The following is a 26,011-nucleotide window of genomic DNA, read 5'->3' on the forward strand; positions in this document are numbered from 1 at the left end:
CAGCAAATCACCATTCCGGTGATCCCGCCAGGTTCCCAGGTGAATCACGCCCTGACGTCCACTGTGGACGAACGTTCCGCCCGCCGGAGCCACGGGGTGGCCACCGAGCCGAGCGCGCACACCGCGCCCAGCACGCCGGAGGCCCAGCCGAACCCGGTCGCCGGGTCCACGGTGCGGCCGCGGGACAGCAGCCGGCCGGCCACGAGCGCGAACACCGTCGTGGCCAGTCCCATCGGCGCGAGCATGACACCGGCGTCCGCCTGCTGCCGGCCCTTCTCGCGCAGCCAGTCACCGTCCACAGTGGTCACAATGTCGATGCCGCGGCCCTCGACGCCCTTCGCGAAGCCGTCCTGGCGCTCCTTGGCCGGGGTGGATCCGGCGAGCCGCGGATCTCGGCTGAAAGTGCCGGGTTCAGCGGGTCGAGCTGCCGCGGACGATGAGCTGCGCCGACAGCGTCGTCGTGGTCGCCGGGCGGGCACCACGCTCGCCGATGCGGTCGAGCAGCAGGCGGGCCGCCAGCTGGCCCATCGCGTGGGCCGGCTGGGCGACGACCGTCAACGCCGGCGAGATCAGCGTCGCCCACGGCGCTTCGTCGAACGACACGATCCCGACGTCGCGACCCGACCGCAGGCCCCGTTCGGCCATGGCCCGCAGGACGCCCACCGACATCGGGCTGCTGGACACCAGGAGCGCGTCCGGTGGCTCGGGATCCGTCAGCAGCCGTGTCGCGGCCTCGTGGCCGCCGATGTCCCGGAATTCGCAGCGGTGCACCAGGTTCGCGAAGTATTTCCGGCCCGCCGTGCGCAGTCCGTCGCGGTAACCGTCGAGCCGATCGTCGGCCGTGGTGATGCCCGGCGGGCCGGCGACGCAGCCGATCCGTTCGTAGCCCTGTGCGGCCAGGTGCAGCACGGCTTCGCACGCCGCGGCGCGGGAGTTCACGAGAACCGCGTCGCAGTCCGCCGAGCCGAGCCGCCGGTCGACGGTCACGATGGGCGTCCGGTGCGCGGTCAGCGGCCGGACGTCACTGTCGCCGGTGGTCGGCGACAGAATCACGCCCGCGAGCCGCTCCTGCGCCGCGACCTCGACGTACCGGTGCTCCTTGGCGGCGTTCTCGTCGGAGTTGCACAGCATCACCGAGAAGCCGGCGGCCTGCGCCGTGTCCTCGGCCCCGCGCGCGATCGCGGTGAAGAAGGGGTTCTCGACGTCGGAGATGATCAGCGCCAGTACCGCGGTCTCGCGGCGGCGCAGGCTGCGCGCCAGGCCGTTCGGCGTGTAGCCGAGTTCGGTCACCGCCCTGGCCACGCGTTCGGCCAGCACGGGGTCCACGGTGGACTTGCCGTTGAGTGCTCTCGACACGGTCGCGGTCGAGACCCCGGCCAGCGCCGCCACATCCGAGATCGTCGCCACCCGCGTCCTCGTTCACTTGAGTCGTCGACCGTGCTTCCGGAACACCATAGCGTGTCGGTAATCGATTTCCCGCGATTTGCCCTGACCGATGGGTGCTGCTATGCATGAGTAATGCATGAAACGCGGCTGGCGAACCTGCTCGGCGCGGCGGTGCTGAACCTGTCCGACCGGATGACGGGCGCCGCCGCGGCGGCGGCCGGAGTCAGCCTGAGCGGCACCGCCGCGCTCGTCACGCTCACCGAGTTCCCCGGGCTCGGCGGCACCGAGCTGGCCCACCGGATCGGGCTCAGCCAGCCGGCCTGTGCCCGCATGCTCGACCAGCTCGAGGCTCGCGGCCTCGTGCGGCGGCAGGACAAGACCGGCCGCGCGGTCGCCGTCGTGCTCACGCGGGCCGGGCGGGCCGCCGCGGCCCGTTCCCTCCGGGCGCGCCAGGACGTGCTGGTCGGCGCCCTGCGGACGGTGCCGGACCGGTCCGCGCTCGAACCGCTGCTGGAGCAGCTGCTGCGCGGCCTCCACGCCGACGTCCGCTCGGGCGACCTGATGTGCCGGCTCTGCGATCGCGCCGGCTGCGTCGCGCGAGAACGGATCTGTCCGGTCGGGCAGGCCCAACGCGAACTCGGGAGGTCATGATGGGCAACGTCCTCGCGCTCGTTTCGGCCCTCTGCTTCGGGGTCACGCACTTCGTCAGCGGGGTGGTGTCCCGCCGGGCGCCGGGCATGACCGTGTCGCTGTACGCCCAGGTCGCCGGCACGGTGGTGACCGTCCCGTTCGCCGCGTTCGCCGGCTCCGGCACGCCCACCGCGGCGGCGCTCGGCTGGGGCGCGCTGTCCGGCGCGGGCACCGGGGTGGGCGTCGCGTTCCTCTACCGCGCGCTGGGCAAGGGGCCGATGAGCCTGGTCGTGCCCGCGAGCGACGTCGCCGCGGTGGTCCTTCCGGTCCTCTTCGGACTCCTCCTGTTGGGGCAACGGCTTTCGCCCGCCGCGCTGGCCGGCGTCTGCTGCGCGGTCCCGGCGCTCTGGCTGGTCTCCCGCTCGCGGGGGGCGGGCCGGACGGCGGCGGGCATCCCGGACGCCTTCGTCGCCGGCCTCGGCTTCGCCGCGCAGTTCGTCGCGCTGTCGCGGATCCCGGCCGAGGCGGGGTTCTGGCCGGTGGTGCTCAGCCGCGCGGTGTCCGTCGTCGCCATCGCGGGCCTGGTCGCGGCGACGCGGGCGCCGTGGCGGCTGCCGCCCCGGCTGTTCGGGCCGTCCGCGTTCGCCGGAGCGTGCGGCAGCGCGGCGATCGTGCTCTACCTGCTCGCCGCGCAGCACCAGCTGCTCGCGATCGCGACGGTGCTCGCCGCGCTCTACCCCGTGGTGCCGGTGGTGCTGGCGCTGGTCTTCCTGCGCGAACGGCTGAGCCGGACGCAGGTGGCCGGGCTGCTCGGCGCGGGTGCGGCGATCGCGCTCCTGTCACTGGGCTGATCAGCACTCGGCTGATCAGCCCTAGGCTGATCAGCGCAGCCGGACGGCGGCGCCGCGCCACCGGCGTCCGGCGGCCATTTCCCGGTAGTGCTCCAGTGCCGTCACGGACTCGATGGCCTGCTCGAAGGTGGGCAACGCGCGCATGTTGGCCACCAGCGTCATGTCCTTGCGCGCGATCTCGACGAAGCACACCTCGACGCCGGACCGTTCGGCGTGCTCGGCCACCTGACCCTGCCAGGTGGGGAGATCGTATTCGTCGCCGAGCCATTCGTGCAGGTAGACGCACCACTTGCCGCGCGACAGCTCGCCCGCGATGGCTTCGAGCCCGACCAGGTACGGCTCCGTCACGCGGTCGGCCATGACCGTTCCCCGGAACACCAAGGCACTGCTTCCCTCCTGCACTCCGGCGGCGACCCATACCAGCCGGAAAGCGCTATCTCGGCAGGGCCTTCCCCAGTCCCGCCGAGCAGCACGAACCCCGACGACCGATGATCGAGCACCTGGGGCGTCGCCAACATACCGGCGGAATTGACCGGTAGCAACCGTTCAGAGGACGGCGACGGTCGCGGAGAAAGCGCGTGCACCATTCGCGTGCGAATGCACGTGCCGATCAAGAAAGCGGTTTCCCTGAAACTTTCATCGCAGGTGCGTGCGCAGCAGGTTGGGGGAACCGCCGAAGTACGCGCCGTCGGTGACGTACAGGTCGTCACCGCGGACGGCGACCGACGTCGGATTGGCCAGACCGTCCGATGTGGACAGAATGGTCCTGGTGCCGTCGCGGCCGACCGTGACGACCCGGTTCTCCTGGTTGATCGCCGCGACGACGGTGCCGCCGTGGAAGGCGAAGTCGTCGACCGGCCCGAGGTCCGTCGCGACGACCCGGCCGGGTGCGCCGGTGAGCGGGAACCGGACCAGCGTGCCGCGGTCCAGGTTGGACACCCAGACCGCGCCGTCGTGGACCTTGACGCCGTTGGCGCCGAAGCCGCTCACCGGGGCGAGCAGCTCACCGGTCGCGAAGGCGGTGACCCGTCCGCTGCGGGGCGAGACGCGCCAGACCGCCGAACCGAACGAGTCGGCGACGAAGAGGTCGCCGGAGAACGGGTCGCGGGCGACGCCGTTCTGGAAGCCGGACGGCGGGAGCGCGGCCACCTTGACCGGCGCCGCACCCGGCCGTACCCGGTAGAGGCCGGTCGCCGCGGTGCCGGTCGAAACGGCGACGTACAGGTCGCCGCCGGGGGCCCGCACGATGCCGCCGAGGAACAGCTTCCGGTGCACCACCGGAACGTCGCCGTCGGCGGGCGCCGGAATCCTGGCGAGGATGCTCACCTGGCCGCCGGGCGTGACCTGGCCGATCTCACCGGTCCAGGCGAAGGTCAGGTCGGCCGAGCCGTCCGGCTCCAGGGCGATGTTCTCCGGCTGCTGCCCGGCGGCGAGGTCGAGAGGAACGATCCTCGGCGCCGCCTGTGCGGGCGCGGCGGGGAGGGCGAAGACGGCGGCCGCGGCCAGCGCGACGCCGATCTGCTTGATGCGCAAAAGGAACTCCGTCTTGGTCGGGAACGGCGAAATGAACCCCAGATCGCCGTGCCTTCGACGGTAGGCCCGGTGGGCCCCCGGTCACCAATAGCTCAGGTTGGGGTGGCCATCGGAAACCTGATCACAGGTCGCGGGCGAAGCAGCGCGACACCGGTTCGCCGACGTAGGGCCCGTAGGCCTCGGTCGGTTCGTAGCCTTCTCGCTGGTAGAAGCGGATCGCGTCCGGCTGCCCGGCGCCGGTCTCCAGCAGCAGCCGGGTGACGCCGAGGCCGCGCGCGTGCTCTTCCAGCGCGCGCAGCAGGGCGGCCGCGACGCCGGTGCCGCGGGCCGCCGGCTCGACGTACATGCGCTTGATCTCGCCCGAACCCGGGCCGAGCGGCCGGAGTCCCCCGCAGCCGACGGCGGTGCCGGACCCGTCCCGTGCCACGAGGAACACCGCGACGGTCTCGGCGGTCGGGAGCGCGCCGGGCTCGTGGTCGTCGGTGCCGTAGCGGGCGTCGAGCTCGGTGCGCTGGGCCGCGCGCAGCCGGACGGCGGCGGGATCGTCCCAGCTCACGGCCGTGATCTCGATCGTGCGGTGGTCGGTGGCCACGGGCACTCCTTTCCGTAACAAGCGTTACCGTAGCAGCTGTTACGCTTCCCGGGAAGGAGGCGTGATGCCGAAGCAGCGTGATGTGCGGGCGCAGCGGGACCTGCTGTCGAACGCGACCTGGCAGGTGCTCGCCGGCAGCGGCCTGCCGGGGCTGACCTTGCGGGCGGTCGCCGAGCGCGCCGGTTGCACGACCGGCCTGGTGATGCACGCGTTCCCGACCAAGAAGGCACTGCTGCTGCACGCGCGCGACCTGCTCTACGAGCGCACCGCCGTCCGGGCCGACGCCGCCGAAGCCGCGAGCCGCGACGCTTTCGGCGCCCTGGAGGCGGTGCTCGGCCAGGCGATCGACCTGCCGCACGGCCACCACGAGGAGTCCCGGGTCTGGGTCGGGTTCCTGGCCGCGGCACTGGCCGACGACGACCTCGCCGAACGCCACCGCGCGGCGAACCACTCGTTCCTGGCCCGGATCCGGCGGCTGGTCGCGGCGTGTCGTCCGGACTGGCCGGACGAGCGGCTCGAACTGACGACCAAGAGCCTGGTGGCGTTGGTCGAAGGCATGAACGTCCTGGCCGCGGCCGACCCGGTGGCCTACCCGGAGCGGCTGCAGCAGGAGGCGCTGGCCGCCGCGTTGGCGGAGGTCACGCCGCCGGGCCGAAGCGGCGGCGGTAGGCGCTCGGGCTGAGGCCGGTGTGGCGGCGCAGCTGCAGCCGCAGGTTCGCCGCCGTGCCGAAACCACTGATCTCAGCCACCCGGTCGAGGCGCAGTTCGCCGCGTTCGATCAGGCGGCAGGCCAGCGTCACGCGTTCCGTCGTCAGCCACGCCAGCGGCGTCGTGCCGAGTTCCGCGCGGAACCTCCGGTGCAGCGTCGCCGGGCTGGTCGCGGCGCGCGCGGCGAGGCCGGCGACGGTCAGCGGGGTGTCCAGCCGCTCGAGCGCCCACGCGAGGACCGGCGCGAGCGACGTGTCCGGCACCGTGGGCACCGGGCGGGCGATGAACTGCCGCTGGCCGCCGTCGCGATGCCCGGTGAACACCAGCCGGCGGCTCACGGCGTTGACGACTTCGGCGCCGTGGTCCCGCCGGATGAGGTGCAGCCCGAGGTCGAGGGCGGCCGCGCTGCCCGCCGAGGTGAGCACGTCGCCCTCGTCGACGAACAGCACGTCGGGTTCCCAGCGGACCCGCGGAAACCGCTTGGCGAACTCCGCGACCCACTGCCAGTGCGTGGTCGCCCGCCGGCCGTCGAGCACGCCCGCCTCGGCGAGCGCGAACGCGCCGGTGCAGAAGCTGACCAACCGCGCGCCGCGGCCGGCGGCCCGCCGGATCGCGGCGGTGACGGCGGGCGTGGTCGGCACCCGCGTGTTCGGCCGGGCGGGCACGATCAGCGTGTCGGCGGCGTCCGCGGCTTCGATGCCGGCCACCGCGGAGAGGGTGAACATGCCGAGGTTCATCCGCACCGACGGCGTCGCCGCGCAAAGCGTGAAGTCGTACCAGGGCCCCTCGAGTTCCGGTCGCCGCAGCCCGAACAGCTCGGTGGCGACCCCCATCTCGAAGGGGTTCGACTCCTCGGTGACGATGGCGACCACCCGGTGCGAGAATTCTTGCGGCATGTGCGATTCCTAGCACTCGCGCCGGCGAAACACCAGGTCGATGCTGGAACGCATGAACCCGATCGACCTGACCGAAGTCCTGGCGAGCTTCGACGCCGCCTGGAGCCCGCGGATCGTCACCCGCGTCAACGACTACGACATCCGCCTCGCCCGGTTCGACGGCGAGCACGTCTGGCACGTCCACGACGACACCGACGAGTTCTTCCTGGTCCTGGACGGGGAGATCGAGATCGGTCTGCGCGATCCGGCGGAGCGGGTGGTGACGCTGTCGCGCGGGCAGGTGTTCGTCGTGCCGAAGGGCACCTTCCACAAGCCGTCGTCCAAGGAGGGCGCGAGCGTGCTGCTGGTGGAACCGGCGGGGACGCTTTCGGTCGGCGACGCGCACGACGAAGTGCCGGACCACGTCGACGTCACGACCGGTCACCTGGTCTAGCTTCGGGGAATGGTGACTGTCGTACCCGTGGACCAGGCGTCCTGGGCGGACCTGCAGGCGATCTTCGGCGAGCGCGGGGATCCGGCGCGCTGCCGGTGCCAGTACTTCAAGGACACCCCTGCCGAGTGGCGGTCGGGGACCGCGGAGGAGCGCGCCGAGCGGCTCCGGGAGCAGACTTCCGATCAGGCGACCGGGCTCGTCGCCTTCCTCGACGGCGAGCCCGCCGGCTGGTGCGCGGTCGAGCCGCGCACCGCCTACCGGCGCCTTCTCGGCAGCCGGCTGGTCTGGGCCGGCCGCGACGAGGACCCGGCGGACGACGGCGTCTGGGCCGTGACGTGTTTCGTCACCCGCAAGGGCTTCCGGCGCCGCGGGGTGAGCACCGCGTTGGCGAAGGCGGCCGCGGACTTCGCCCGCGATCGCGGCGCCCGGGCGGTCGAGGGTTACCCGATGGTGGTCGAACCGGGGCAGAAGCTCGCCTGGCCCGGCGAACTCTTCGTCGGCACGGCCGGGGTCTTCGCCGCGGCGGGGTTCACCGAGGTCAGCCGTCCGACCGCGCGGCGGGCGGTCATGCGGCTGACCTGCTGAGTCTCTTTCCCGAACGGCGTACTCTCGGCGGCATGAAACGGACGTCGTTCGCGCAGTGGCCGTGCTCGATCGCGCGCACCATGGATCTGCTTGGCGACTGGTGGACCCCGCTGGTGCTGCGTGACGCCTTCTACGGCGTGCGCCGCTTCGGCGAGTTCCAGCAGGCGCTCGGCATCGCGCGCAACACCCTCGCCGACCGGCTCAAGCGGCTGGTCGACGAGGGGTTGCTGGAGAAGGTGGCCTACCAGACCGAGCCGGTGCGCTACGACTACGTGCTCACCGAGAAGGGCCGCGACTTCTACCCGGTGCTGCTCGCCATGACGCGCTGGGGCGACAAGTGGCTCGCCACGGAGGCCGGTCCGCCGATCACCGTGCACCACCTCGCCTGCGGCCACGAGACGCACGCCGAGATCGCCTGCGCCCGGTGTGGGGAGCCGATGACACCGGACGACACGCGGATGCGCCGCGGCCCCGGCTTCCCGCCCCGGCTGGCGCAGCGCCCGGACGTCGAGGAGCGCTTCGCCCGGCAGGAGTGACGTTGACAGGGTAGGTCTATCTACGCAACTATCGTGGTCAGAACCCTCTTCGAGAGGAGCGCGACCACGATGGAGTGGACCGGGGCGAGATACGCCGACCTGCCGACCGCCGAGGTCTCGACGTGGATCGACGCCGCGCCCGAGGACGTCTGGCCGGTCGTTTCGGACATCTCGCTGATGCCCGAGATGAGCGCGGAACTGCAGTCCGTCGAGTGGTGCGAAGCCGGCCGCAAGTTCGTCGGCCGCAGCAAGCACGACGCCTTCGGCGAGTGGGAGACGACGTCGTACGTCGTCGAGTGCGAGGCGCCGCGCGTGTTCGCCTGGGCCGTGCAGGACCCGGACCGGCCGAGCGCGGTCTGGAAGTTCACCCTCGAGCCCGAGAACGGCGGCACCCGCCTGAGCCAGTGGATGCGGATGGGGCCCGGCCGGTCCGGGTTGTCGTTCGCCATCGACCGGATGCCGGAGAAGGAGCAGAAGATCGTCTTCGTCCGCATGCGCGAGTTCGAAGCCGCGATGGCGGGCACGGTCGCCGCGATCAAGGACCGGATCGAGCGCCGATGAGGACCGCCACCACGGTCGAGTTCTCCCAGGACTCACGCACGACGCTGGACTTCGTGCTGGAGGCGGAGAAGCTCGGCCTCGACGTCTGCTGGGTCGCCGAAGCCTGGGGCTCGGACGCGCCGTCCGCGCTCGGCTACCTCGCCGCCCGCACCGACCGGATCCGGCTCGGCTCCGGGATCATCCAGCTCGGCACGCGCACGCCGGTCGCGATCGCGCAGGCCGCGTTGACGCTGGCCGATCTGTCCGGCGGCCGGTTCTCCCTGGGGTTGGGCCCGTCCGGGCCGCAGGTGATCGAGGGCCTGCACGGCGTTCCGTTCGCGAAGCCGCTGACGCGGATGCGGGAAACCGTCGAGATCATCCGCCAGGCTTTCGCGGGGGAGAAGATTTCGTTCTCCGGCAAGGCGTTCGACGTGCCCCTGCCCGGCGAGGCCCGTCCGATGCGGCTGTCGACCGCGCCGAACCCGGACATCCCGATCTACTTCGCGACGCTGTCGCCGAAGCTGCTGGAGCTCACCGGCGAGGTCGCGGACGGCTGGCTCGGCACCAGCTTCGTCCCCGAAGGCGCCGACGCGTACTTCAGCCACCTCGACGCCGGGCTCGCGAAGTCGGGGCGGACGCGGAAGGACATCGACGTCTGCCAGGGCGCCGAAGTCGCCTTCGCGGACAACGAAGACGAACTGCGCGTCCTGGTGGGCAGCCGCAAGAAGGAGCTCGCCTTCAGCCTCGGCGGGATGGGCTCGGCCACCACGAACTTCTACAACAACGCCTACAGCCGTCAGGGCTGGGCCGACGTCGCGGCCGAGGTCCGCGAGCGCTGGCAGGCCGGCGACCGCGACGGCGCGGCCGCGCTCGTCACCGACGAGATGGTGCTCGGCACGACGTTGATCGGCACCGAGGAGATGGTGCGCGAACGGCTGCGCGTCTGGCGCGACACCGGGATCGACACCGTCCGGCTGTACCCGGCCGGCGAAACGCTCGAAGCGCGCCTCACGACTTTGGGGCGCGCCCTCGACCTGTTGTGAAGGGAACGCCATGGGCGAGTGGCAGCGCACCGCGTGCAGCCTCTGCTACCTCAACTGCGGGCTGGAAGTGCGGCTCGAGGGGCGGCAGATCACCCGGGTCCGCGGTGACAAGGCGCATCCGCGCTCGGGCGGCTATCTCTGCCAGAAGGCGCAGCGGCTGACCTGGTACGGCGACCACGAAGACCGGCTGACGACGCCGCTGCGCCGTCGGCCCGACGGCACGCACGAGCCGATCGGCTGGGACACCGCGCTCACCGAGATCGCCGGGAAACTGCGCGCGATCCGGGACGCCGACACCGAAGCCGGCCGGCCCGGCTCGTTCGCCTACGTCGGCGGCGGTGGCCAGGGCAACCACTCCGGCGGCGCGTACGGCGCGTCGCTGCTGAAGTGGATGAACTCGACGCGCCACTTCAACGCGCTGTCGCAGGAGAAGACCGGCGACTTCTGGGTCAACGGGCAGCTGTTCGGCTCGACGACCGTGCACACCGCCGAGGACGTCGAACACTGCGACCTGCTGGTCGTGCTCGGCTGCAACCCCTGGCAGGCCCACGGGTTCACCAACGCCCGCCACACGCTCAACACGATCAAGAACGACCCCGCGCGCAAGCTGATCGTGATCGACCCGCGGCGCACCGAAACCGCGGAGATCGCCGACCTGCACCTCCCGCTGCGCCCGGGCACCGACGCCTACCTGCTGGGCGCGATGCTGGCGCTGATCTTGGCGCGCGGCGGCGAGGACGCGGACTTCCTGGCCGCCCGTGCCGAAGGGTTCGACGAGGTCGCCGCGGTGCTGGCGAAAGTCCCGGTGGACGCCTGGATCGCGCACACCGGAGTGTCCCGTGTGGACGTCGAGCGGGCGGTCGACTTCATTTTGGCGGCGAGCGCGATGACCGTGCGCGTCGAGCTGGGCATCCAGCAGGGCCGGCACTCGACGCTCAACAGCTACCTCGAAAAGCTGCTCTACCTGCTCACCGGGCACTTCGGCCGCCGCGGCACGAACAACCTGCACTCGTGGCTGCTGCCGCTGTGGGGGTCGACGACCGGGCAGCGCTCCGAGGTCACCGGGTTCGAGTACATCGGTGGCCTGCTGCCGGCGAACACCCTGGCGGAGGAGATCCTCACCGACCATCCGAACCGGGTCCGCGCGGTCTGGGTGGAGTCGTCGAACCCGGCGAACACCTTCGCGGGCACGCGGGACGTCGAACGGGCGCTGCGGGCGGCCGAGCTGTCGGTGGTCGTCGACGTCGCCTTCACCGAAACGGCCGCACTGGCGGACTACGTGCTGCCCGCGGCGTCCCAGCACGAGAAGTGGGAGTTCACGCTCTTCACTTTCGAGTGGCCCACGAACTACTTCCAGCTGCGGCGGCCGTTGCTGGACCCGCTGCCGGGCACGCTCGTCGAGGCCGAGATCTACACGAGGCTGTTCGACGCGCTCGGCGTGCTGCCCGCGTCCGACGTCCTCGCTTCGCTGGCCGCCGGCCCGCGTGCGGAGCTGCGGTCCGGGATCGCGGCGCTGGTCCAGGCGATGCCGGAGCGGGCGGCGATCCTGCCGGTGCTGCTCTACCGCACGCTGGGCGCGTCACTTCCCGACGGCGCGGCGTCGATCGCGCCGCTGTGGGTGGGGTGTCACCGGGCGGCGAAGTCGATGACCGTGCCGGTGCAGCGCGCGCTGGGCAGCGACGCCACCGGGTCGCGGCTCGGGGAGGAGCTGTTCTCGCGGATTCTGGCCGGTCCGACACCGTTCTCGGCCCACGAGCAGGACGAGGTGTGGAGCCTGCTGCGCCGCTCGCGAGTCCGGCTGGCGGTGCCGGAACTGCTCGACTGGCTGGTTTCCCTGGACCCGGCCGCCGAACGTCCCGATCCGGCGTTCCCGTTCTCCCTGCTCAACGGGCAGCGCCGGGCGCACAACGCGAACCAGATCCTGCGCGACCCGCGCTGGCGCCGCACCGATCCGGACGGCGCCCTGCGCGCGCGTCCCGAAGAGCTCGCTTCGATCGGCGCCGCGCCGGGTGACTGGGTCGCCGTCGTGACGCCGGCCGGGCGGGTGGTCGTCCGCGCCGAGGCGGACCCCGGGCTCCGGCCGGGCCAGCTCGCCCTGCCGCACGGCTACGGCATGGCGCACCCGGACGCCGGCGGCCGCCGGGTCGTCAGCGGCCCGCGGATCAACCTGCTGACGGACGCGCTGGACCGCGACCCGATCGCGGGCACCCCGCACCACAAGGACGTCCCGGCGCGCCTGGAACCCGCGACGGAGGACGAGCGGGCGCGGGCGGAGGCGGACAGCGCGCGCGTGCGCGAGGCCGTCGCAAGTGGACGGTCATAGCGTTTCGCCGGGTTTATAGTGGGACGCCTACCGAAGGGTGCCCATGCGCAAGATCGTCTCGAACCTGTTCATCTCGCTCGACGGCGTGGTCGAAGCGCCCGACAAGTGGTCATTGCGGTACTGGAACGACGAAATCGGTCAGGCCGTCGGCAGCGGAATGGCGGCGGCCGACGCGATGCTGCTCGGGCGCGTCACCTACGAAGGGTTCGCCGAGGCATGGCCCGGCCGGACCGTCGAGGACGACGAAGGCGCCGCGTTCATGAACAACGCGCGCAAGTACGTGCTGTCGTCGACGTTGTCGGAGGTCACCTGGAACAACTCGACGCTGCTGACCGGCGACCCGGCCGAGGCCGTCCGGGCCCTGAAGGCCGAGCCCGGTGGCGACATCATGACGAGCGGCAGCACCACGGCGGTGCGCTGGCTGCTGGCCGAAGGCCTGGTCGACGAGCTGAACCTGCTGCTGTACCCGATCGTCGTGGGCCACGGGAAGCGCCTGTTCCCCGAGGAGGGCGCTAGTTTCCCGCTGGTGCTCAAGAAGTCCGCCACGTTCGGCAACGGTGTCGTCCAGCTGACCTACGTGCCGGCGTGATCACGCCGTCGTACACTAGCGCTTGAATCCCTTCGGGTCAGCGAGATAGCGGTCCAGGTCGGGATCTTCGTGCTGCTCGAGAAACCTGTCCTCGACCTCCCACCCCGGTCCCAGCTCGGCGCGCAGCCGGGCCAGCACGGCCCGGACGTCGGCGTTGAACCGCGCGCACCGCGCTTCCCGCCACGGTCCCGGATCCGGCGGGTAGTCCCAGTTCATCGACTCGTCGTACTGCGCCGCGAGGCCGTCCAGCTCCGCGCGCAGCGAAGGGCTGATCGGCAGCCGGTCCAGGTCGGCCGGACCTTCGGCCCCCGTCCACAGCACCGTGCCCGAACCCGCGTCGAAGAAGAACCGCAGCTCAGTTGACCTGCCTTGACTGCCCTTTCCAGTACGGCTCCCGGAGCTTGAACTTCTGGATCTTGCCCGTGGCCGTCCGGGGAAGCTCATCCAGGAACTCTATCCGCTTCGGGCACTTGTACCCCGCCAGATACTCCCGGCAGTGCTGGATCAGCTCGTCGGCCGTGACGTCCGCTTCCACCACGACCAGCGCCGTCACCAGCTCTCCCCACTTCTCGTCCGGGATGCCGATCACCGCGACCTCCCGCACCGCCGGGTGCGAGTTCAGCGCGTCCTCCACCTCGATCGACGACACGTTCTCGCCGCCCGAGATGATCACGTCCTTCTTGCGGTCGGCGATCGTCAGGTATCCCTCGGAGAACGAACCGCCGTCGCCGGTGTGGAACCAGTTGCCCTCCTGCACCCGCTCGGTCTCCGCGGGGTTCTCCCAATAGCCGTCGAGGTTGTGGTTCGACCGCGCGAGCACCTCGCCGTCGGTGTCGACGGCGATCCGGACGCCCAGCGCCGGCGTGCCCGCGCGGCCCAGCAGGCGGGCCTGCTCGTGCGGGTCGAGGTCCGCCCATTCGCTGCGCATCCGGTTGACCGTCAGCAGCGGCGCGGTCTCGGTGAGTCCGTAGATCTGGATGAACTCCCAGCCCAGTTCGGCCCGGACCCGCTCGATCGTGCGCGTCGGCGGCGGCGCGCCGGCCACGACGATCCGGACGCGGTCGCGGCCGGGGATCTCGCCGTCCCAGGTCGCCGCGCCGTCCAACGCCGCCGTGACCACCGCGGGCGCCGCGCAGAGGATGGTCACGCCGTGGTCGGCGATGCGCCGCAGGATCTCGGTGCCGTCCACCTTCCGCAGCACGATGTGCCGCCCGCCGAGCCCCGTCACCGCGTACGGCATCCCCCAGCCGTTGCAGTGGAACATCGGCAGCGTGTGCAGCAGGACGTCGTTGTCGGTCAACGTCGTGTGCAGGCCGAACACGGCCGCGTTCAGCCAGATGTTGCGGTGGGTGAGCTGCACGCCCTTCGGCCGCGCGGTCGTGCCCGAGGTGTAGTTGATGGTCGCCGTCGCCGACTCGTCGCCGTCCCACGGGCGCGGCGACCCGTCGCCGCCCCAGATCGCCTCGTCGTCGCGGCCGAGCACGAAGACGTGCTTCGCCGTCACCGTGTCGAGGAGGTGCTCCAGCTCCGGGTCGACGATCAGCACCTCCGCGCCGGAGTGCTCGACGATGTACTCGACCTCGGCCGGGGCGAGCCGGAAGTTCACCGGCACCAGGATCCGGCCCCAGGCGGACACGCCGAAGAACGACACGAGCAGGCGCGCGGAGTTGTGCGACACCATCGCGACGCGCCCGCCGGGTGGCACGCCCAGCGCGTCGAGGTTGGCGGCCTGCGCGCGAGCCCGGCGCGCCACCTCGCGGTAGGTGAGCGAACCCCAGCTCGGCGCGGGCTGGTTCGGCTCGTCGACCACCGCCACGCGGTCCGGGTACACCGTTTCCGCACGATCGAGGAAGTCCAGGACACTCAGATCGAAGAACACGCGCCTTCCCTTCGTCGTCCCCGACCTGATGATGACGGTTCGCAGGTGCTCTCACCAGTCCGATGTGGTTCGCTGGAGCACGATGGACTTCGACACGGTGGCCGGCGAGCTCTACGGGGGTGACCTCGCGGAGTTCGTCAGCGCGCGCAACGCGGCGGCGAAGGCCGCGAAGGCCGAGGGGAACGCCGAGCTCGCGGCCCGGATCCGCGACCTGCGGAAGCCGACCACGGCGGCGGCGATCGTCAACCGCCTGGCCAGGGACGATCCGGACGAGCTGCGCGAGCTGGCGGAGCTGGGTGACGAGCTGCGGGACGCGCACACCCGGCTGGCCGGTGACGACCTGCGGGCGCTGACCCGGCGCCGCGGCGAACTGGTCCGGCGAATCGTCCACGAGCTGCCCTCGATGAGCGACACCGTTTCCCGCGAGGTGGAGGCGACCCTGGAAGCCGTCGCGGCCGATCCGGGCGCGGCGGCGCTCGCGCTCGCCGGCCGGCTGACCTCGGTGGCGCACCAGGACGCCGACCAGTGGTTCACCCTCGCCGCGAGCGTCCCGCCGTCGACCGGCAAGCGGCCGGCGAAGCTGGTGGACAAGGCCGAGCCGGCGAAGCCGAAGCGCGACCACCGGCGCGAAGAAGAGGAGCGGGCGAAGGCCCGCGCGGAACGCGAACGCCTGCGCAAGCAAGCCGCCGAACTGGCCAAGGAGCGCGCGGTGGCCGAGCGCGACCTGGTGCGCACCGAACGCGCGGCCGAGCAGGCGAACGCCCGCGTAGAAGACCTGCGCGCCCGCCTCGCCGAGGCCGAGGAACGCGCCGAGCGCGCGACGGCGGAGTTCGAGAAGGCCAAGGAGACCTACGAACAAGCCGACGCGGCCGCCGTCGAAGCGGAGAAAGCCGCCGACGCCGCCCGCTGAATCCTGTGCTACTGTGCGGATGCGCCCCGGATGGGCCTACGCACGGAGGTAGTGGCTACTCAGCCCCCTTGAGATCGACACGTCGGTGTCTCTCGCATTCACTTTCCCATTCCCAGGCGGAAGTGTGCCCTCCTCCGTGTCGGCTCACGGCCTCCGGTGATCACTTCATCGGAAAGGACCACAGAGCTTGATCCTGCTCACCACCACCGGCGCCCGTACGGGCCGGCAGCACCGGGTTACCTTGGGAGTCTTGGACATCGACGGCCGTCTGGTCGTCGTCGCGTCGGCGATGGGCTCGCCTAAGCACCCCGCGTGGTACCACAACATCCGCCACAACCCTTTGGTCACCGTGGAAACGGAAGACGAGACGTTCGAGGCGATGGCCGCGATCGCGCCCGACCGCGACGCGTTGTTCGCCAAGATCGTCGAGCGGGAGCCGGGGTTCGCGCAGTACCAGGCGCGAACGACCCGGATCCTGCCCGTCGTCGAGCTGCACCGGCTCGACCGCGTGCGCCGGATGGGCGACTGGCTCACCGAAGTGCACGACTGGATGCGCACCGAGCTGAAGGAACTGCGGGGCCGGCTGGACGCCGGTGGCTCCCTCGAGTTCCGCAGCCGGTGCCTGGGTTTCTGCACGGCGCTCACGCGGCACCACACCGGGGAAGACATGGCGATCTTCCCGCAGCTGGCCGCGCGGTTCCCGGCGCTCGCGCCCACGTTGACGAAACTGGGCGAGGAGCACGTCGTCGTCGCGCGGATGCAGGAGGAGATCCAGCGGCTCGTCGAAGAGGAAGGCGATCCGGCCAGGCTGCGCACGGAATTCGACCGGCTGGCGTCCTTGTTGGAGGGTCACTTCTCCTACGAGGAGCAGGCGGTGGTCAAGGCGCTGAACGCCCTGATGCCCGCACCCGACGTCGGCTGAGCACCGCGGGATCTCGGCGAGTCAACGCAGCCGCTGCTGGACCCGGCGTAGCTCGACGAAGGTGTCGAGGACCGCCGGGTCGGTTTCGGCCGCGCCCGGGCGCACCGACCGGTAGCCGTCGAGCAGCGCCTCCCGCAGTTCTTCCCGCTGCGGGAGGCGCGCGAGCCCGCTGATGGTGACCGCGAGGTCGTAGGCGTAGTGGCCGAACCCGCAGTCGTCGAAGTCGATCGCCCGCACCCGGCCCCGGTGGAACAGGTAGTTCTCCTGGTGCAGATCGCCGTGCACCAGCCCGAAGACGTCGGCGCCGCACCCCAGCTCGGCCCGCACGGCGCGGGCGCGGGCCACCGCGGCGCGGACCCGTTCGTCGCCGCCGGCCCGCGCCACCGCGCGGTCGACGACCGCCGGGGAGAAGCCGTCCACCTGCGAGCGGCCGAACTCGGTGAGGTCGTCGACCCGGCCGCGGTCGAGCCCGTTCATCCGCGCGCCGTGCAGGTGCAGGCGGGCGGTGAACTCGCCCACCGCGTACAGCTGCGGCGCGCTGAGCCGTTCGTCGACGAACCGGCCCTCGACCCAGTGGCAGAGCACGCAGGTGCGTGGTTCGGGCACCGCCGGGTCGGCGACCACGGTGGCCAGGTCCCGCCGGCGCGTCGGCACCGGTTGCGGGACGACGAGGTCGGTTTCGCGGCGCAGCGCGGCGAGCCAGGCCATCTCGGACCGCACCCGCGCGACGCCCGGCCCGTCCGGCCGCTGCACCCGCAGCACGTACCGGTGGCCGTCCGCGCCGTCGACGCGGAACGTCGTGTTGAGCCCGCGCGCCAGCGGCGTCAGCCGGGCCACCGGCACGTCGTAGGCGGTGAGGGCCGCTTCGGCGAGCCGGCGCAGGCGTCGTGTGCGGCCCGAGGGGTCGAGTTCGGCGAACGGCCGGTTGTTCGCCGCGAAGTCGGCCATCGCCCAGGTGCTCAGCTGATCGACCGTTCCGGCTCGCGGGCGTGTGAAACCAGCTCGATCGGTGGCGAGTGCCGGCCACCGCCCAGCCGCTCGACTCCGCGCAGCCCCTCGACCAGCCGCTCGACCTCGGTGTCCGGCCGCACCCCGAAGCGCATGAACTGGCTGGTCATGCCGATCTTGTTGCCGCACTGGCGGACCAGCAGGTGGTGTTCGGCGAGCAGGTAGTCGCACAGCTCGGCGCCGTCGACCGAGCCGGGCAGCTTGACGAGCAGGAAGTTCGCCTGCGACGGGAACACCGTCAGCTCCTGGAACTGGCCCAGCTGCGAGTTCATCATGAACCGGTCGAGCGCGAGCTTCTTCAGGCTGTCCTCGTACTCCGCGCGGCGCTCGGCGAGCATGAAGATCACGGTTTCGGCCAGCGAGTTCAGGTTCCACTTCGGCAGCGCGGCCGACAGCTTGCGCGTGAGCGCCGGGTTCGAAACCTGGTAGCCGAACCGGATCCCGTGCAGCCCGAAGTTCTTCCCGAGGCTCTTCAGCACGATGACGTTCGGCCGCACGACGGCTTCGGCGGCCACCGACGGGTTCATCTCGACCTCGACGAAGTCGATGAACGACTCGTCGATCACGACCAGGTCGAGATCCTCGAGGGCGTCCATGAACCGGATCACCTCGCGGCGCGGCAGATACCCGCCGTCGGGGTTGTTCGGGTTGCACAGCACCGCGACCCGCGAGCCGCGGCGCTTGATGAAGTCGATGTACTCGTCCACGCGCAGCTCGAAGTTGTTCGCCTCCTGCAGGAGGAACATGTCGACGCGCTTCCCGCTCTCCAGCGGCTGGTCGGTCCAGCGGCCGAACGTCGGGATCGGCACCGCGATGCTCGAGTCGATCAGCAACTGGTCGATCCAGGTGATCAGCTCGGTCGAGCCGTTGGCCAGCGAGATCGTCGACGGGTTGAGCCGCAGCACGCTCGCCAGCTGCGCGGTGATCGCGCCGGCGTCGCTCGGGTAGAACTTGAGGATGGTGCGGAGGTTCCGCTCCAGCTCGCCGAACATCTCGTCGGTCGGGAAGTACGGGTTGCAGGGAATGCAGAAGTCCGCGAGGTCGTCCGCGTGCTGGCCCATCGCCCTGACCACGGAGAAGAACGACGGGCTGTGGGCCGCGCTCTGCTGGAAAAGGCCTCTGGTCGTCATACCGTGCCGCACGCGTGGTCTCCGTCCGCCGTTTTACCGGCCCCTTGCCTTCCCACTCGGGATACGTACGAATCGGATGGCGGGTTCAATGCCGGACACCGCGTAGAGCCCGGTTCCGGCCAGCACCGCCGCTGCCAGCGCGGACACCGCCAGCACCGGTGCCGGGGCGGCGAACGGCGAGACGTCCGTGAACGACTCGATGCCGATCACGGCGGTCAGCACGGCGTCGGCGGCGACCGCGATCTTCACGACCAGCGTCCGGTGCGCTTCGGGCCACCGCGTGAGACGTAGCACCCAGGCCAGCGCGGGCAGCACGAGGATCGCGTGCATCGCCACCGCGTGCAGCGGCTTGAGCGCGCCCGCGGTCGTGTAGGCCAGCTGTGGGTCGCCGCCGCGGGCCGCCACCACGCCGCGGCCGATCATCACCGCGCCGGTCGCCAGCGCGATCAGCAGCACGACCAGGCCCGCCCGCACGGCCAGGCGCAGGCTCGGCGCGTCCGGGCCGGGCTCCACGAGCGCGGCGGCCGTGAAGCCGACGACGGTCAGGATGATCACGCCGCCACCCGCGGCGAGCGTCATCGAGACCACGTTGTCGAACGCCGTCTCGAAGTTGAAGTGCGACGGCACTCCGCGCCAGGCCTGCATGCTGACCAGCACGACCTCGACGACGCTCGCCGCGGTGAACGCGCCGAGCAGGACGGTGCGCCACCGGAGGCGGAGGGTGAGGAACGATGTCGCCCAGGCGACCGACGCCAGCGTCAGCCCGAACGACAGGCCGAAAGTGACGGCCTTGCGCATCGACAGCGGTCCCAGCCACGAACCGCCGGTGGCGATGAGCACGATCGCGTGCCCGGCGCCGCTGAGGAACAGTGCCGCGCCGACGGCGTAGGCGACGCGCTCGGCTCGCCTGCCGTCCTGCCAGATCCAGGTCAGTGCGTTCATGCCCCGAGTCTCGCCCGCGGACGGCGCTCACCGCGTCGGCCCGGCGTCGACACCGCGGCGTACGCCGACGTACGTACGGCAATCACGGAGAAGTCGAGAAAGCGGGGCGTAAAGAATTCGCCAAAATCCTTGACTCGGATATTGCCGAAAATGGTGCCCGGCGACACTCGCCAGGAGGATGCGGTGCGGCCTTCGAAGTCCTACCATCGAGCCATGTACATAGCATTGCTGACCTACACAGCGCCCGAAACAGAAGTCGACTACGCGCTACCGGACCATTCGGACTGGGTGCGCAAACAATTCACGAAGGGCATCTTTCTCGTTTCCGGAAAGTGCGCCGGCGCGGCGAACCAGGTGATCCTGACCCGCTCGGTGCTGCGCGGCAAGCTCGACGCCGTGCTCGCCAGCGATCCGTTCGTGGTCCGGCGGCTCGCCCGCTACGACGTCATCGAGTTCACCGCCACGCGCACCGCGCAGGAACTGCTGGCGATCAACGAGGCCATCGCCTCCTGAGGAGTCCGTCCACGGCCGGGTGGCCCGGCGACGTTGCCCCGCCACCTGCCGGCGAAGAACGCTCATCCGCTGGTCCGCGCCGCGCTCGCCTATGATCGCGACGCACGGATGTCCAGCAGGGAGAGTGCGATGAAGACCCCCGACCTCGTTTTCCGGGGCCGCCGGTTGAGCAGTGACCGCGCGCTGGTGCTGGCCGCGGTCCCGGCGCTCCCGTCGGCTCGGGACGTCGTCCGGGCCGCCGCCGCCGACGGCGCCGACCTCGTGAGTTTCGCCGGAACCGGCGTCGAACCCCTGGTCGCGTGGACGCGCGAAACTTTTCCCGGCCTCGTCGTCGGAGTGGACACCGCGGATCCCGCGGTGGCCGCGGCCGGTTGCGAAGCGGGGGCCGACCTGATCCTCGCCCGGGCGGACCTCGCCGAGGTCGCGGCGCGGTTCGGTGCCGGTTACGCCGGCCCTTCGGTGCCCGGCGCGGCCGGCTTGCCGGTCGACGGCGTCGTCCTGGACGCGGGGGTGCTGCGGACGGCGCCGTCGCTGCCGGAGGACGTGCCGGTGCTGGTCGAGGTGGCCGGAGACGGGACGCCCGCCGGTCTCGCGCTGGCGGCGCTCGCGGCGTCGGCCGGGGCGGCGATCATCCGGACCACGCACGTGCGCGAGACGCGGCACGTGGCGGAGATGGCCGCGAGCATCGCGGGCGTCCGCCCGCCGGCGAAGGCGGTCCGATGGGAGTGATCCGGCAGATCTGGCCGGTCGAGCGCGGCCTCGACGACCACGACCTCGAGCAGCTCTACAGCTACCCGGCGGACCCCCGGTGGCTCGCGGTGAACTTCGTGTCCAGCACGGACGGCGCGATCACGGTCGAGGGCCGGTCGGCGGCCTTGTCGACCCCGGCCGACCGGATCGTCTACCGCCTCGGCAACGACCTGGCCGACGTCGTCCTGGTCGGCGCGGGCACGGCGATGGCGGAGGGTTTCGAGGGCCTCCGCCCCGACGAGCGCACGGCCGACCGGCGGCGCCGGTTCGGGCTGGCCCCGATCGCCCCGGTCGCGGTGGTGACGACGGGGCGTTCGCTGCCCCCGGACGCCCCGGTGATCACGAAGGCGGCGGTCCCGACGATCGTCTTCACGTGCGCGGTGGCCCCCTTGTCGTTGCGCGACGCGTGGGCGGCGAACGGCGCTCGGGTCTTCGTCGTCGGCGAGCAAGAGGTGTCGGCCGAGCTGGTGGTCGCGACGCTGGTGGCCGAGGGGCTGGGCCGCATCGATTGTGAAGGCGGGCCACGGTTGTTCGGCTCGTTGATCGAGGCCGGGGTGATCGACGAGTTCCGCCTCACGGTGGCGCCGTTCCTGGTCGCGGGAACCGCGACCCGGGCGGCGGTGGGCGGGGCGGTCGATCCGGCCGAGCTGGAGCTGGCTTCGGTGCTTACGGACGGGGCCAGTGTGTTGCTGAGGTATCTGAGCCGGCGGTAGATCCGGTTCTTGTCGGTGGCTTCCGGTAGCGTGGAAATCGAGGGCTGCTCCGGCCGGTCCGCCGCCGTTTCCCTTGCCCCGCAACGGAAATCGCGCATCACCGAGTCCCGCGGGGTTTCACCCGATTCAGCGATGATCTTCGCACGTGTGTTCGGTAGCGTTCGTGGTGTGACTACTTCGACTCTTTCCCTGGCCGGTCACCGAAGACCGGCTCCGCACCCCCGATCAGAGCAACCGCCGGAAATGCTGCGGCAGCTCCAGTTTCCGAGCCTCGGCCACCGTCAGCCAGGCGAAGTCGTCGTGCTCGGCGGGGTTGAGCACGACCTCGCCGAGGCCGTCTTCCGAGGCCTGGTAAACGAAAGCGTGGATCCGCAGCGCCCGCCCCGCGACGTCCGGCCACGAGTCGCGGGACACCTCTTCCGTGACGCGGACCGTCAAACCGGTCTCTTCGGCCACTTCACGGACTGCCGTGGCCTCGAACGGTTCGCCCGGCTCGACCGTCCCGCCGGGCAGTTCCCACCGGCCGGCGAGGAACACCCCGGGCGCGCGGCGGAGGAACAGCACCCGGTCGCCACGGGCGATCCAGCAGTAGGCCAGGTGCTTGTGCGCGATTTCCGTCATGCGCGCGATTCTCGCTCAGTTGGTCTTCGACGTCGGCAGGTGGGCGCCCAGGTACCCGACGTACACCGTGCCCGTGCGGTCCGTGTCGTCGAGGAAGTGCAGGCGCGGCGCCGGCGACTTGAAGCGCTCCAAGGCGATGTGGGCGCCGAAGTAGTCGCGGCCCGCCGGGTTCGTCCGGGGGTCGACGCGAAACGTGCGGGCCTGGCGGAGCCGTTCGTTCGTGGTCACCGTGTCCGACTCGGCCAGGGCGATGATGTTGGCGCTGATCAGCGAACCCGGCTGGCCGGTGCGGGCGAACGCGAGCACGTCCGACAGTTCGGGCCCCGGGTCCTGGCCCGCGCCGAGCAAGGACGTCCGCGCGTCGGCGTACGCGTCCAGGGTGCGGAGCGCGTCCCACGCCTTCCGGCGCCAAGCGGCGGCTTTCGGGTGGTGGTCGAGGATCGCGGCCGGCCCCGGTTCGGCCGTGATCGCGAGGTGCTTGAGCGACGCCGTCGCGGCGCCGATCAGCTCGGCGAAGCTGGGGAACTCCTCCGGCGGGCGCTCGGCGTCGGCGATTTCGTCGTCCGCGCCGTGGTGGCGGGCGAGCCTGCCCGCCAGCAGCCCGTTGACCCGCCTGAGCTCGTCGCGCTCGGCCTCCGTCTCCTCGAAGGCGCGCGCGTAGTCGTCCACCTCCTCCTGCAGGTGCGCGAGCTGCTTCCGCAGGTACACGACGTCGGTCGCGGACACGTCCTCGAGCCGCCGGCGGAGCACCTTCACTTCGCCGGCGTGGCGATCCCGCTCCTCGGCGTGGGCTTTCGACTTCTTCCGCAGGATCGTGATCACGCCCCGCGCTTCGGCCAGTTCGCGTTGGGCGCGGCCGAGTTTCTCGGCCAGTTCGGCGTCGGGCTCCCGCTTCGGCGAGGCGAACGGATCCGTCTCGTACCAGGTTCGCACGCTGGGCACCTCCGCCCACTCTTCGGGCAACGGCGTCCGGCCGCGCGTCTGGATGAGCCGCGTGATCGCGCCTTCGAGTGCTTCGCCGGACACCGGGCTGCCGGTTTCGACGAAGTCCGGGAGCTGGTCGCAGGGCGGCACGTACAGCCGCGCGCCCTGGGGCATCGCGCATCCGAGGGGCAGATGCCGGTTGAGGGTGCGGCGAAAGCGGTCGTCGACGTCGAAGACGTTGACCAGGCCCGGCCAGCCCTCCACCGGCACCGTCGGCGGCTCGGTGAGCACCAGCACCGCCGACGTCCGCCACGGCGCCACCAGTGCCTCGCCCAGCAGGTCGGCGACGCGGTCGCATTCCTTGCGGGACCAGCCGCGCATCGCCAGCACCGGCGTTTCGATCGGGATTTCGTCGCTGCCGCTCGCGCCGAGCTCCTCCAGCCCGATCCGCTGCGCCGGCGCTTCGTGGCAGCTGCGCCACGGCCGCGTGCACGCCGCGGTCAGCAACCACGCCACCCGGTCCTCGCCGGCGTGGTAGCACAGCGAAAGCAATACCTGAACGGAGTAGCGGCCCCTGCCGCCCGCCCACGCGAACTTCAGATCGCACCGGCGCGACCCGCCGTCGTCGGACGAGCCGAGATCCGTGACCGTGTAGTCGTCGTGCTGCCGCTGGCGCGTGATCAGCCTGCTGCGCAACGCATCCAGAGGGCGTTTCCCCTCGGTGGGGACCAGTCCGTGGTGCCAGATCCGGTGCGCCCCCACAGGACTCAACTCCGTTCGCCGGGAACAGGACCGCAGCCGAACATAGCGGATCCTGTGACCGTTCGAACGCGGGCCGTCACCTCACGCGCTCGTCCACAAGCAGAACGGGTGCCCGGCCGGGTCGAAGCACACGCGGACGTCGTCCTGCGGCTGGAAGTCCGCGAGCGTGGCGCCGGCGGCGGTCGCGACCGCCGTCGCCGCCGCCAGGTCGTCGACCTCGATGTCGAGGTGCAGCTGCATCTGCTGAGCACCCTCGACTGGCGGCCACGCCGGCGGGACGTGCCCGGTTTCCAGCTGGAACGACAACCCGGCGCTGCCGTCGTCCGGGCGCAGCGTCACCCACTCCGGTTCGTCGGTGCGGATCGGCCAGCCGAGCAGCTTCGAGTAGAACTCGGCGAGCGCACGGGGTTCCGGCGTGCCGAGCACGGTGGAGGTCAACTTCATGAACCGGTGGTACCCGCTCGGCGGGATCTCTACCGGGGTGGGACGGTCCCGGTGTCGAAGTAACCGACCGGCGGGCCGACGTGCCGCCACGACGTCGTCGCGAACACCGCGGCACCCGACAGCGCGAGCAACACGGTGACGACGGCGAGCGTGGCGCCGATCCGGCCCTGACCGGGCCGGGTGCGCGCTCCGGCGCAAAGGCCGAAGACCAGGGCCAGCACGCTGATCGGCAGCAACGCGAACCACAGCGCGCCGAGGACGAGCACGAACGCCTGCGCGACCCAGGAGTGCGCCCACGCCGACACGACCTGCGGCCGGACGATCAGCCACGCCGCCCAGGTCGCGACCGCGAGTGTGAGGCCGGCCGCGCCGATCGCGAGCGACGCGATCGCCAGGCCACGAGCGGGCCGCGTGGTTTCCGCACTCTCGGAGTCGAGCTCGGCTGCCCCCATACTGGGAACATCAGGCCCGGACGCCTTGGCGTTACTAACCCGGCCAAAAGCAGGCCGACCCCCGCGCGGCACGCAAACGATCGGCTCAGTAGGTGGAATTCAGTACGTGGAATATCGCGCCGCCGCACGGGTTGACTCCTCGCGCAGGCGTAGAAATCACTGAGGGAGCCGCCATGTCGTCCGAGCACATCCAGGGGACCGTCGCCGACGGGTTCGAATCCGTCCGTGCGGAGTTCGCCGCCGTCGCGGCCGGCGAAGGCGGTGACTACGCCGCCCAGCTCGTCGCGCACGTCGACGGTGAACGCGTCGTCGACCTGTGGACCGGCCCCGAAATCACCGGCGACTCGCTGACCGGTGTCTTCTCCTCGACCAAGGGGGCGGCGCACCTGGTGGTCGCGCTGCTCGTCCAGGACGGCGTGCTCGACCTCGACCAACGGGTCAGCCACTACTGGCCGGAGTTCGGCGCGGCGGGCAAGGACCGGCTGACCCTGCGGGACCTGCTCGCGCACCGCGCCGGTCTCGTCGGCGCCGACGACGGGTTCACGGCCGAAGAGCTCGCCGACGACCGCGTCATCGCCGAGCGGCTCGCCCCGCAGCGGCCGTACTGGCGGCCCGGCACCGCGTTCGGCTACCACGCGCTGGTGATCGGCGCCCTGACCGGCGAGGTCGTCCGCCGCGTGACCGGCCGGAGCATCCAGGAGCACTACGAGGAGCGCGTCCGGAAGCCGTTCGACCTGGACTTCTACCTGGGGTTGCCGGAGGAGCTGGAGCCGCGGTTCCTGACCACGCAGCCGATGCTGCCGACGCCGGAGCAGCAGGCCCAGCTGGAGGCGAACGCGACCGGGCCGGCCAGCCTCACCGGGATCGCCTTCGACCGCAACCACCCGAAGGCCCCCGAGCTCTGGGAGCTGCCGAATCTCAGGCTGGTCCGGCAGCTGAGCCCGGCTTCGGTCGGCGGCGTCGCGTCGGCGCGCGGGCTGGCCGGGATGTACGCGGCGGCGATCAGCGGCCCCGAGCCGCTGCTGCGCCCGGAGACCGCGGCGGAGTTCGCGCAGATCCACTCGATCGGCGACGACCTCGCCACGCGCCTGCGCAATGCGTTCGGCCTCGGTTTCGCGATCGTGTCGGACGACTACCCCGTGCTGGGCCAAGGCGCGTTCGGGCACAGCGGAGCGGCCGGGTCGCAGGCATTCGCCGACCCGCGCAGCGGCCTCGCGTACGGCTACAACCGCCGCCGGTTCGCCTTCCCGGGCGGAGCGGCACCGGAGAACGTCCGGCTGGTCCGCGCGCTCCACACGGCGGCAACGGCCTAGCCGTCCACAAAGGACGCTCCTGGCCGGGTGGTCCGAACCGCCCGGCCGGGAGCGCCGCCGTGCCGAAAAGGTCACGGTCGGTA

Annotated in this window: 31 protein-coding genes; 16 read left to right on the plus strand and 15 right to left on the minus strand. The window is 71.5% G+C overall.

Annotated elements, in window-relative coordinates:
• Nucleotides 1-44: 44 nt before the first annotated feature.
• A complete protein-coding gene (locus AB0M82_RS15530; RefSeq protein ID WP_364721886.1) occupies nucleotides 45-308 on the minus strand; it encodes a hypothetical protein in 264 nt (87 codons plus the stop codon).
• A 103-nt stretch (nucleotides 309-411) separates the two neighbouring features.
• The gene (locus tag AB0M82_RS15535) at nucleotides 412-1,407 is read right to left on the minus strand and encodes a LacI family DNA-binding transcriptional regulator (protein ID WP_364721888.1); all 996 of its coding nucleotides are present in this window, start codon (nucleotides 1,405-1,407) and stop codon (nucleotides 412-414) included.
• 111 nt (nucleotides 1,408-1,518) lie between these two features.
• Here AB0M82_RS15535 and AB0M82_RS15540 point away from each other — a divergent pair, with 111 nt between their 5' ends.
• A complete protein-coding gene (locus tag AB0M82_RS15540; RefSeq protein WP_364721890.1) occupies nucleotides 1,519-2,037 on the plus strand; it encodes a MarR family transcriptional regulator in 519 nt (172 codons plus the stop codon).
• Nucleotides 2,034-2,867 carry a DMT family transporter gene (locus AB0M82_RS15545; RefSeq protein WP_364721891.1) on the plus strand — a complete coding sequence of 278 codons (834 nt, stop codon included), beginning with the start codon at nucleotides 2,034-2,036 and terminating at the stop codon, nucleotides 2,865-2,867. The genes AB0M82_RS15540 and AB0M82_RS15545 overlap by 4 nt, the downstream gene beginning before the upstream one ends.
• A 30-nt stretch (nucleotides 2,868-2,897) precedes the next feature.
• Here the strand turns inward: AB0M82_RS15545 and AB0M82_RS15550 are convergent, their stop codons facing one another.
• The 3 genes from AB0M82_RS15550 to AB0M82_RS15560 form a co-directional block, all read right to left on the minus strand.
• Nucleotides 2,898-3,227, minus strand: coding sequence for a hypothetical protein (locus AB0M82_RS15550; RefSeq protein ID WP_364721893.1), 330 nt, complete (start codon nucleotides 3,225-3,227; stop codon nucleotides 2,898-2,900).
• Nucleotides 3,228-3,503: 276 nt separating this feature from the next.
• On the minus strand, nucleotides 3,504-4,400 hold the full coding sequence (locus tag AB0M82_RS15555) for a hypothetical protein (RefSeq protein WP_364721895.1): 897 nt from the start codon (nucleotides 4,398-4,400) through the stop codon (nucleotides 3,504-3,506).
• 121 nt (nucleotides 4,401-4,521) lie between these two features.
• Nucleotides 4,522-4,992, minus strand: a complete 471-nt coding sequence (locus tag AB0M82_RS15560) for a GNAT family N-acetyltransferase (protein WP_364721897.1) — start codon at nucleotides 4,990-4,992, stop codon at nucleotides 4,522-4,524.
• A gap of 64 nt (nucleotides 4,993-5,056) precedes the next feature.
• Between AB0M82_RS15560 and AB0M82_RS15565 the strand changes: the two genes are divergently transcribed.
• Complete coding sequence (locus AB0M82_RS15565) at nucleotides 5,057-5,674, plus strand: TetR/AcrR family transcriptional regulator (protein WP_364721899.1); 618 nt, start codon at nucleotides 5,057-5,059, stop codon at nucleotides 5,672-5,674.
• Here AB0M82_RS15565 and AB0M82_RS15570 read toward each other — a convergent pair.
• Nucleotides 5,631-6,596, minus strand: coding sequence for a helix-turn-helix domain-containing protein (locus AB0M82_RS15570; RefSeq protein WP_364721901.1), 966 nt, complete (start codon nucleotides 6,594-6,596; stop codon nucleotides 5,631-5,633). The two genes, AB0M82_RS15565 and AB0M82_RS15570, sit on opposite strands and share 44 nt — an antisense overlap.
• A gap of 52 nt (nucleotides 6,597-6,648) precedes the next feature.
• On the opposite strand from AB0M82_RS15570, the gene AB0M82_RS15575 reads away from it, so the two are divergent.
• From AB0M82_RS15575 to AB0M82_RS15605, 7 genes are all read left to right on the plus strand, one after another.
• Nucleotides 6,649-7,029 (plus strand): cupin domain-containing protein, encoded by a 381-nt coding sequence (locus tag AB0M82_RS15575; protein ID WP_364721903.1) that lies wholly within the window; start codon nucleotides 6,649-6,651, stop codon nucleotides 7,027-7,029.
• Nucleotides 7,030-7,038: 9 nt separating this feature from the next.
• Nucleotides 7,039-7,614, plus strand: a complete 576-nt coding sequence (locus tag AB0M82_RS15580) for a GNAT family N-acetyltransferase (RefSeq protein WP_364721905.1) — start codon at nucleotides 7,039-7,041, stop codon at nucleotides 7,612-7,614.
• A 32-nt stretch (nucleotides 7,615-7,646) separates the two neighbouring features.
• A complete protein-coding gene (locus tag AB0M82_RS15585; protein ID WP_364721907.1) occupies nucleotides 7,647-8,150 on the plus strand; it encodes a helix-turn-helix domain-containing protein in 504 nt (167 codons plus the stop codon).
• Between the two features lie 69 nt (nucleotides 8,151-8,219).
• Complete coding sequence (locus AB0M82_RS15590) at nucleotides 8,220-8,711, plus strand: SRPBCC family protein (RefSeq protein ID WP_364722031.1); 492 nt, start codon at nucleotides 8,220-8,222, stop codon at nucleotides 8,709-8,711.
• On the plus strand, nucleotides 8,708-9,733 hold the full coding sequence (locus tag AB0M82_RS15595; protein WP_364721909.1) for an LLM class flavin-dependent oxidoreductase: 1,026 nt from the start codon (nucleotides 8,708-8,710) through the stop codon (nucleotides 9,731-9,733). Before AB0M82_RS15590 ends, AB0M82_RS15595 begins: the two co-directional genes overlap by 4 nt.
• Before the next feature lie 10 nt (nucleotides 9,734-9,743).
• Nucleotides 9,744-12,056: a molybdopterin-dependent oxidoreductase gene (locus AB0M82_RS15600; protein WP_364721911.1), complete on the plus strand. Its 2,313-nt coding sequence runs from the start codon at nucleotides 9,744-9,746 to the stop codon at nucleotides 12,054-12,056.
• Nucleotides 12,057-12,099: 43 nt separating this feature from the next.
• Nucleotides 12,100-12,645 carry a dihydrofolate reductase family protein gene (locus AB0M82_RS15605; protein ID WP_364721913.1) on the plus strand — a complete coding sequence of 182 codons (546 nt, stop codon included), beginning with the start codon at nucleotides 12,100-12,102 and terminating at the stop codon, nucleotides 12,643-12,645.
• Nucleotides 12,646-12,660: 15 nt separating this feature from the next.
• Here AB0M82_RS15605 and AB0M82_RS15610 read toward each other — a convergent pair whose 3' ends face one another.
• On the minus strand, nucleotides 12,661-12,966 hold the full coding sequence (locus AB0M82_RS15610) for a hypothetical protein (protein ID WP_364721915.1): 306 nt from the start codon (nucleotides 12,964-12,966) through the stop codon (nucleotides 12,661-12,663).
• A 34-nt stretch (nucleotides 12,967-13,000) separates the two neighbouring features.
• A complete protein-coding gene (locus tag AB0M82_RS15615) occupies nucleotides 13,001-14,524 on the minus strand; it encodes an AMP-binding protein (protein WP_364721917.1) in 1,524 nt (507 codons plus the stop codon).
• Nucleotides 14,525-14,606: 82 nt separating this feature from the next.
• Between AB0M82_RS15615 and AB0M82_RS15620 the strand changes: the two genes are divergently transcribed.
• Nucleotides 14,607-15,434 carry a hypothetical protein gene (locus AB0M82_RS15620; protein WP_364721919.1) on the plus strand — a complete coding sequence of 276 codons (828 nt, stop codon included), beginning with the start codon at nucleotides 14,607-14,609 and terminating at the stop codon, nucleotides 15,432-15,434.
• 187 nt (nucleotides 15,435-15,621) lie between these two features.
• A complete protein-coding gene (locus tag AB0M82_RS15625) occupies nucleotides 15,622-16,356 on the plus strand; it encodes a nitroreductase/quinone reductase family protein (protein ID WP_364721920.1) in 735 nt (244 codons plus the stop codon).
• Between the two features lie 21 nt (nucleotides 16,357-16,377).
• Here the strand turns inward: AB0M82_RS15625 and AB0M82_RS15630 are convergent, their stop codons facing one another.
• Genes AB0M82_RS15630 through AB0M82_RS15640 form a run of 3 tightly spaced genes read right to left on the minus strand, consistent with a single transcriptional unit; the run spans nucleotide 16,378 to nucleotide 19,436 of the window.
• The gene (locus AB0M82_RS15630) at nucleotides 16,378-17,304 is read right to left on the minus strand and encodes a phosphotransferase (protein ID WP_364721922.1); all 927 of its coding nucleotides are present in this window, start codon (nucleotides 17,302-17,304) and stop codon (nucleotides 16,378-16,380) included.
• A gap of 11 nt (nucleotides 17,305-17,315) precedes the next feature.
• Nucleotides 17,316-18,494 carry a histidinol-phosphate transaminase gene (locus AB0M82_RS15635; protein WP_364721924.1) on the minus strand — a complete coding sequence of 393 codons (1,179 nt, stop codon included), beginning with the start codon at nucleotides 18,492-18,494 and terminating at the stop codon, nucleotides 17,316-17,318.
• A gap of 33 nt (nucleotides 18,495-18,527) precedes the next feature.
• Nucleotides 18,528-19,436 (minus strand): hypothetical protein, encoded by a 909-nt coding sequence (locus AB0M82_RS15640; RefSeq protein WP_364721926.1) that lies wholly within the window; start codon nucleotides 19,434-19,436, stop codon nucleotides 18,528-18,530.
• Between the two features lie 213 nt (nucleotides 19,437-19,649).
• On the opposite strand from AB0M82_RS15640, the gene AB0M82_RS15645 reads away from it, so the two are divergent.
• The 3 genes from AB0M82_RS15645 (at nucleotide 19,650) to AB0M82_RS15655 (ending at nucleotide 21,412) form a co-directional block, all read left to right on the plus strand.
• Complete coding sequence (locus AB0M82_RS15645; RefSeq protein ID WP_364722033.1) at nucleotides 19,650-19,949, plus strand: hypothetical protein; 300 nt, start codon at nucleotides 19,650-19,652, stop codon at nucleotides 19,947-19,949.
• 129 nt (nucleotides 19,950-20,078) lie between these two features.
• Nucleotides 20,079-20,678 (plus strand): dihydropteroate synthase, encoded by a 600-nt coding sequence (locus AB0M82_RS15650; RefSeq protein ID WP_364721928.1) that lies wholly within the window; start codon nucleotides 20,079-20,081, stop codon nucleotides 20,676-20,678.
• A complete protein-coding gene (locus AB0M82_RS15655) occupies nucleotides 20,675-21,412 on the plus strand; it encodes a dihydrofolate reductase family protein (RefSeq protein ID WP_364722035.1) in 738 nt (245 codons plus the stop codon). The genes AB0M82_RS15650 and AB0M82_RS15655 overlap by 4 nt, the downstream gene beginning before the upstream one ends.
• A 225-nt stretch (nucleotides 21,413-21,637) precedes the next feature.
• Here the strand turns inward: AB0M82_RS15655 and AB0M82_RS15660 are convergent, their stop codons facing one another.
• The 4 genes from AB0M82_RS15660 to AB0M82_RS15675 all read right to left on the minus strand — a co-directional run bounded on the left by AB0M82_RS15660 (nucleotide 21,638) and on the right by AB0M82_RS15675 (nucleotide 24,615).
• A complete protein-coding gene (locus tag AB0M82_RS15660) occupies nucleotides 21,638-22,033 on the minus strand; it encodes an NUDIX hydrolase (protein WP_364721930.1) in 396 nt (131 codons plus the stop codon).
• 15 nt (nucleotides 22,034-22,048) lie between these two features.
• A complete protein-coding gene (locus AB0M82_RS15665) occupies nucleotides 22,049-23,653 on the minus strand; it encodes a hypothetical protein (protein WP_364721932.1) in 1,605 nt (534 codons plus the stop codon).
• Between the two features lie 147 nt (nucleotides 23,654-23,800).
• Nucleotides 23,801-24,163, minus strand: coding sequence for a VOC family protein (locus tag AB0M82_RS15670; protein WP_364721934.1), 363 nt, complete (start codon nucleotides 24,161-24,163; stop codon nucleotides 23,801-23,803).
• A 29-nt stretch (nucleotides 24,164-24,192) separates the two neighbouring features.
• Nucleotides 24,193-24,615 carry a hypothetical protein gene (locus tag AB0M82_RS15675; RefSeq protein ID WP_364721936.1) on the minus strand — a complete coding sequence of 141 codons (423 nt, stop codon included), beginning with the start codon at nucleotides 24,613-24,615 and terminating at the stop codon, nucleotides 24,193-24,195.
• A 173-nt stretch (nucleotides 24,616-24,788) separates the two neighbouring features.
• Between AB0M82_RS15675 and AB0M82_RS15680 the strand changes: the two genes are divergently transcribed.
• Nucleotides 24,789-25,928: a serine hydrolase domain-containing protein gene (locus AB0M82_RS15680; protein ID WP_364721938.1), complete on the plus strand. Its 1,140-nt coding sequence runs from the start codon at nucleotides 24,789-24,791 to the stop codon at nucleotides 25,926-25,928.
• The last annotated feature ends 83 nt before the right edge of the window (nucleotides 25,929-26,011 follow it).

The sequence above is a fragment of the Amycolatopsis sp. NPDC051128 genome (assembly GCF_040682715.1).
Taxonomy (GTDB): domain Bacteria; phylum Actinomycetota; class Actinomycetes; order Mycobacteriales; family Pseudonocardiaceae; genus Amycolatopsis.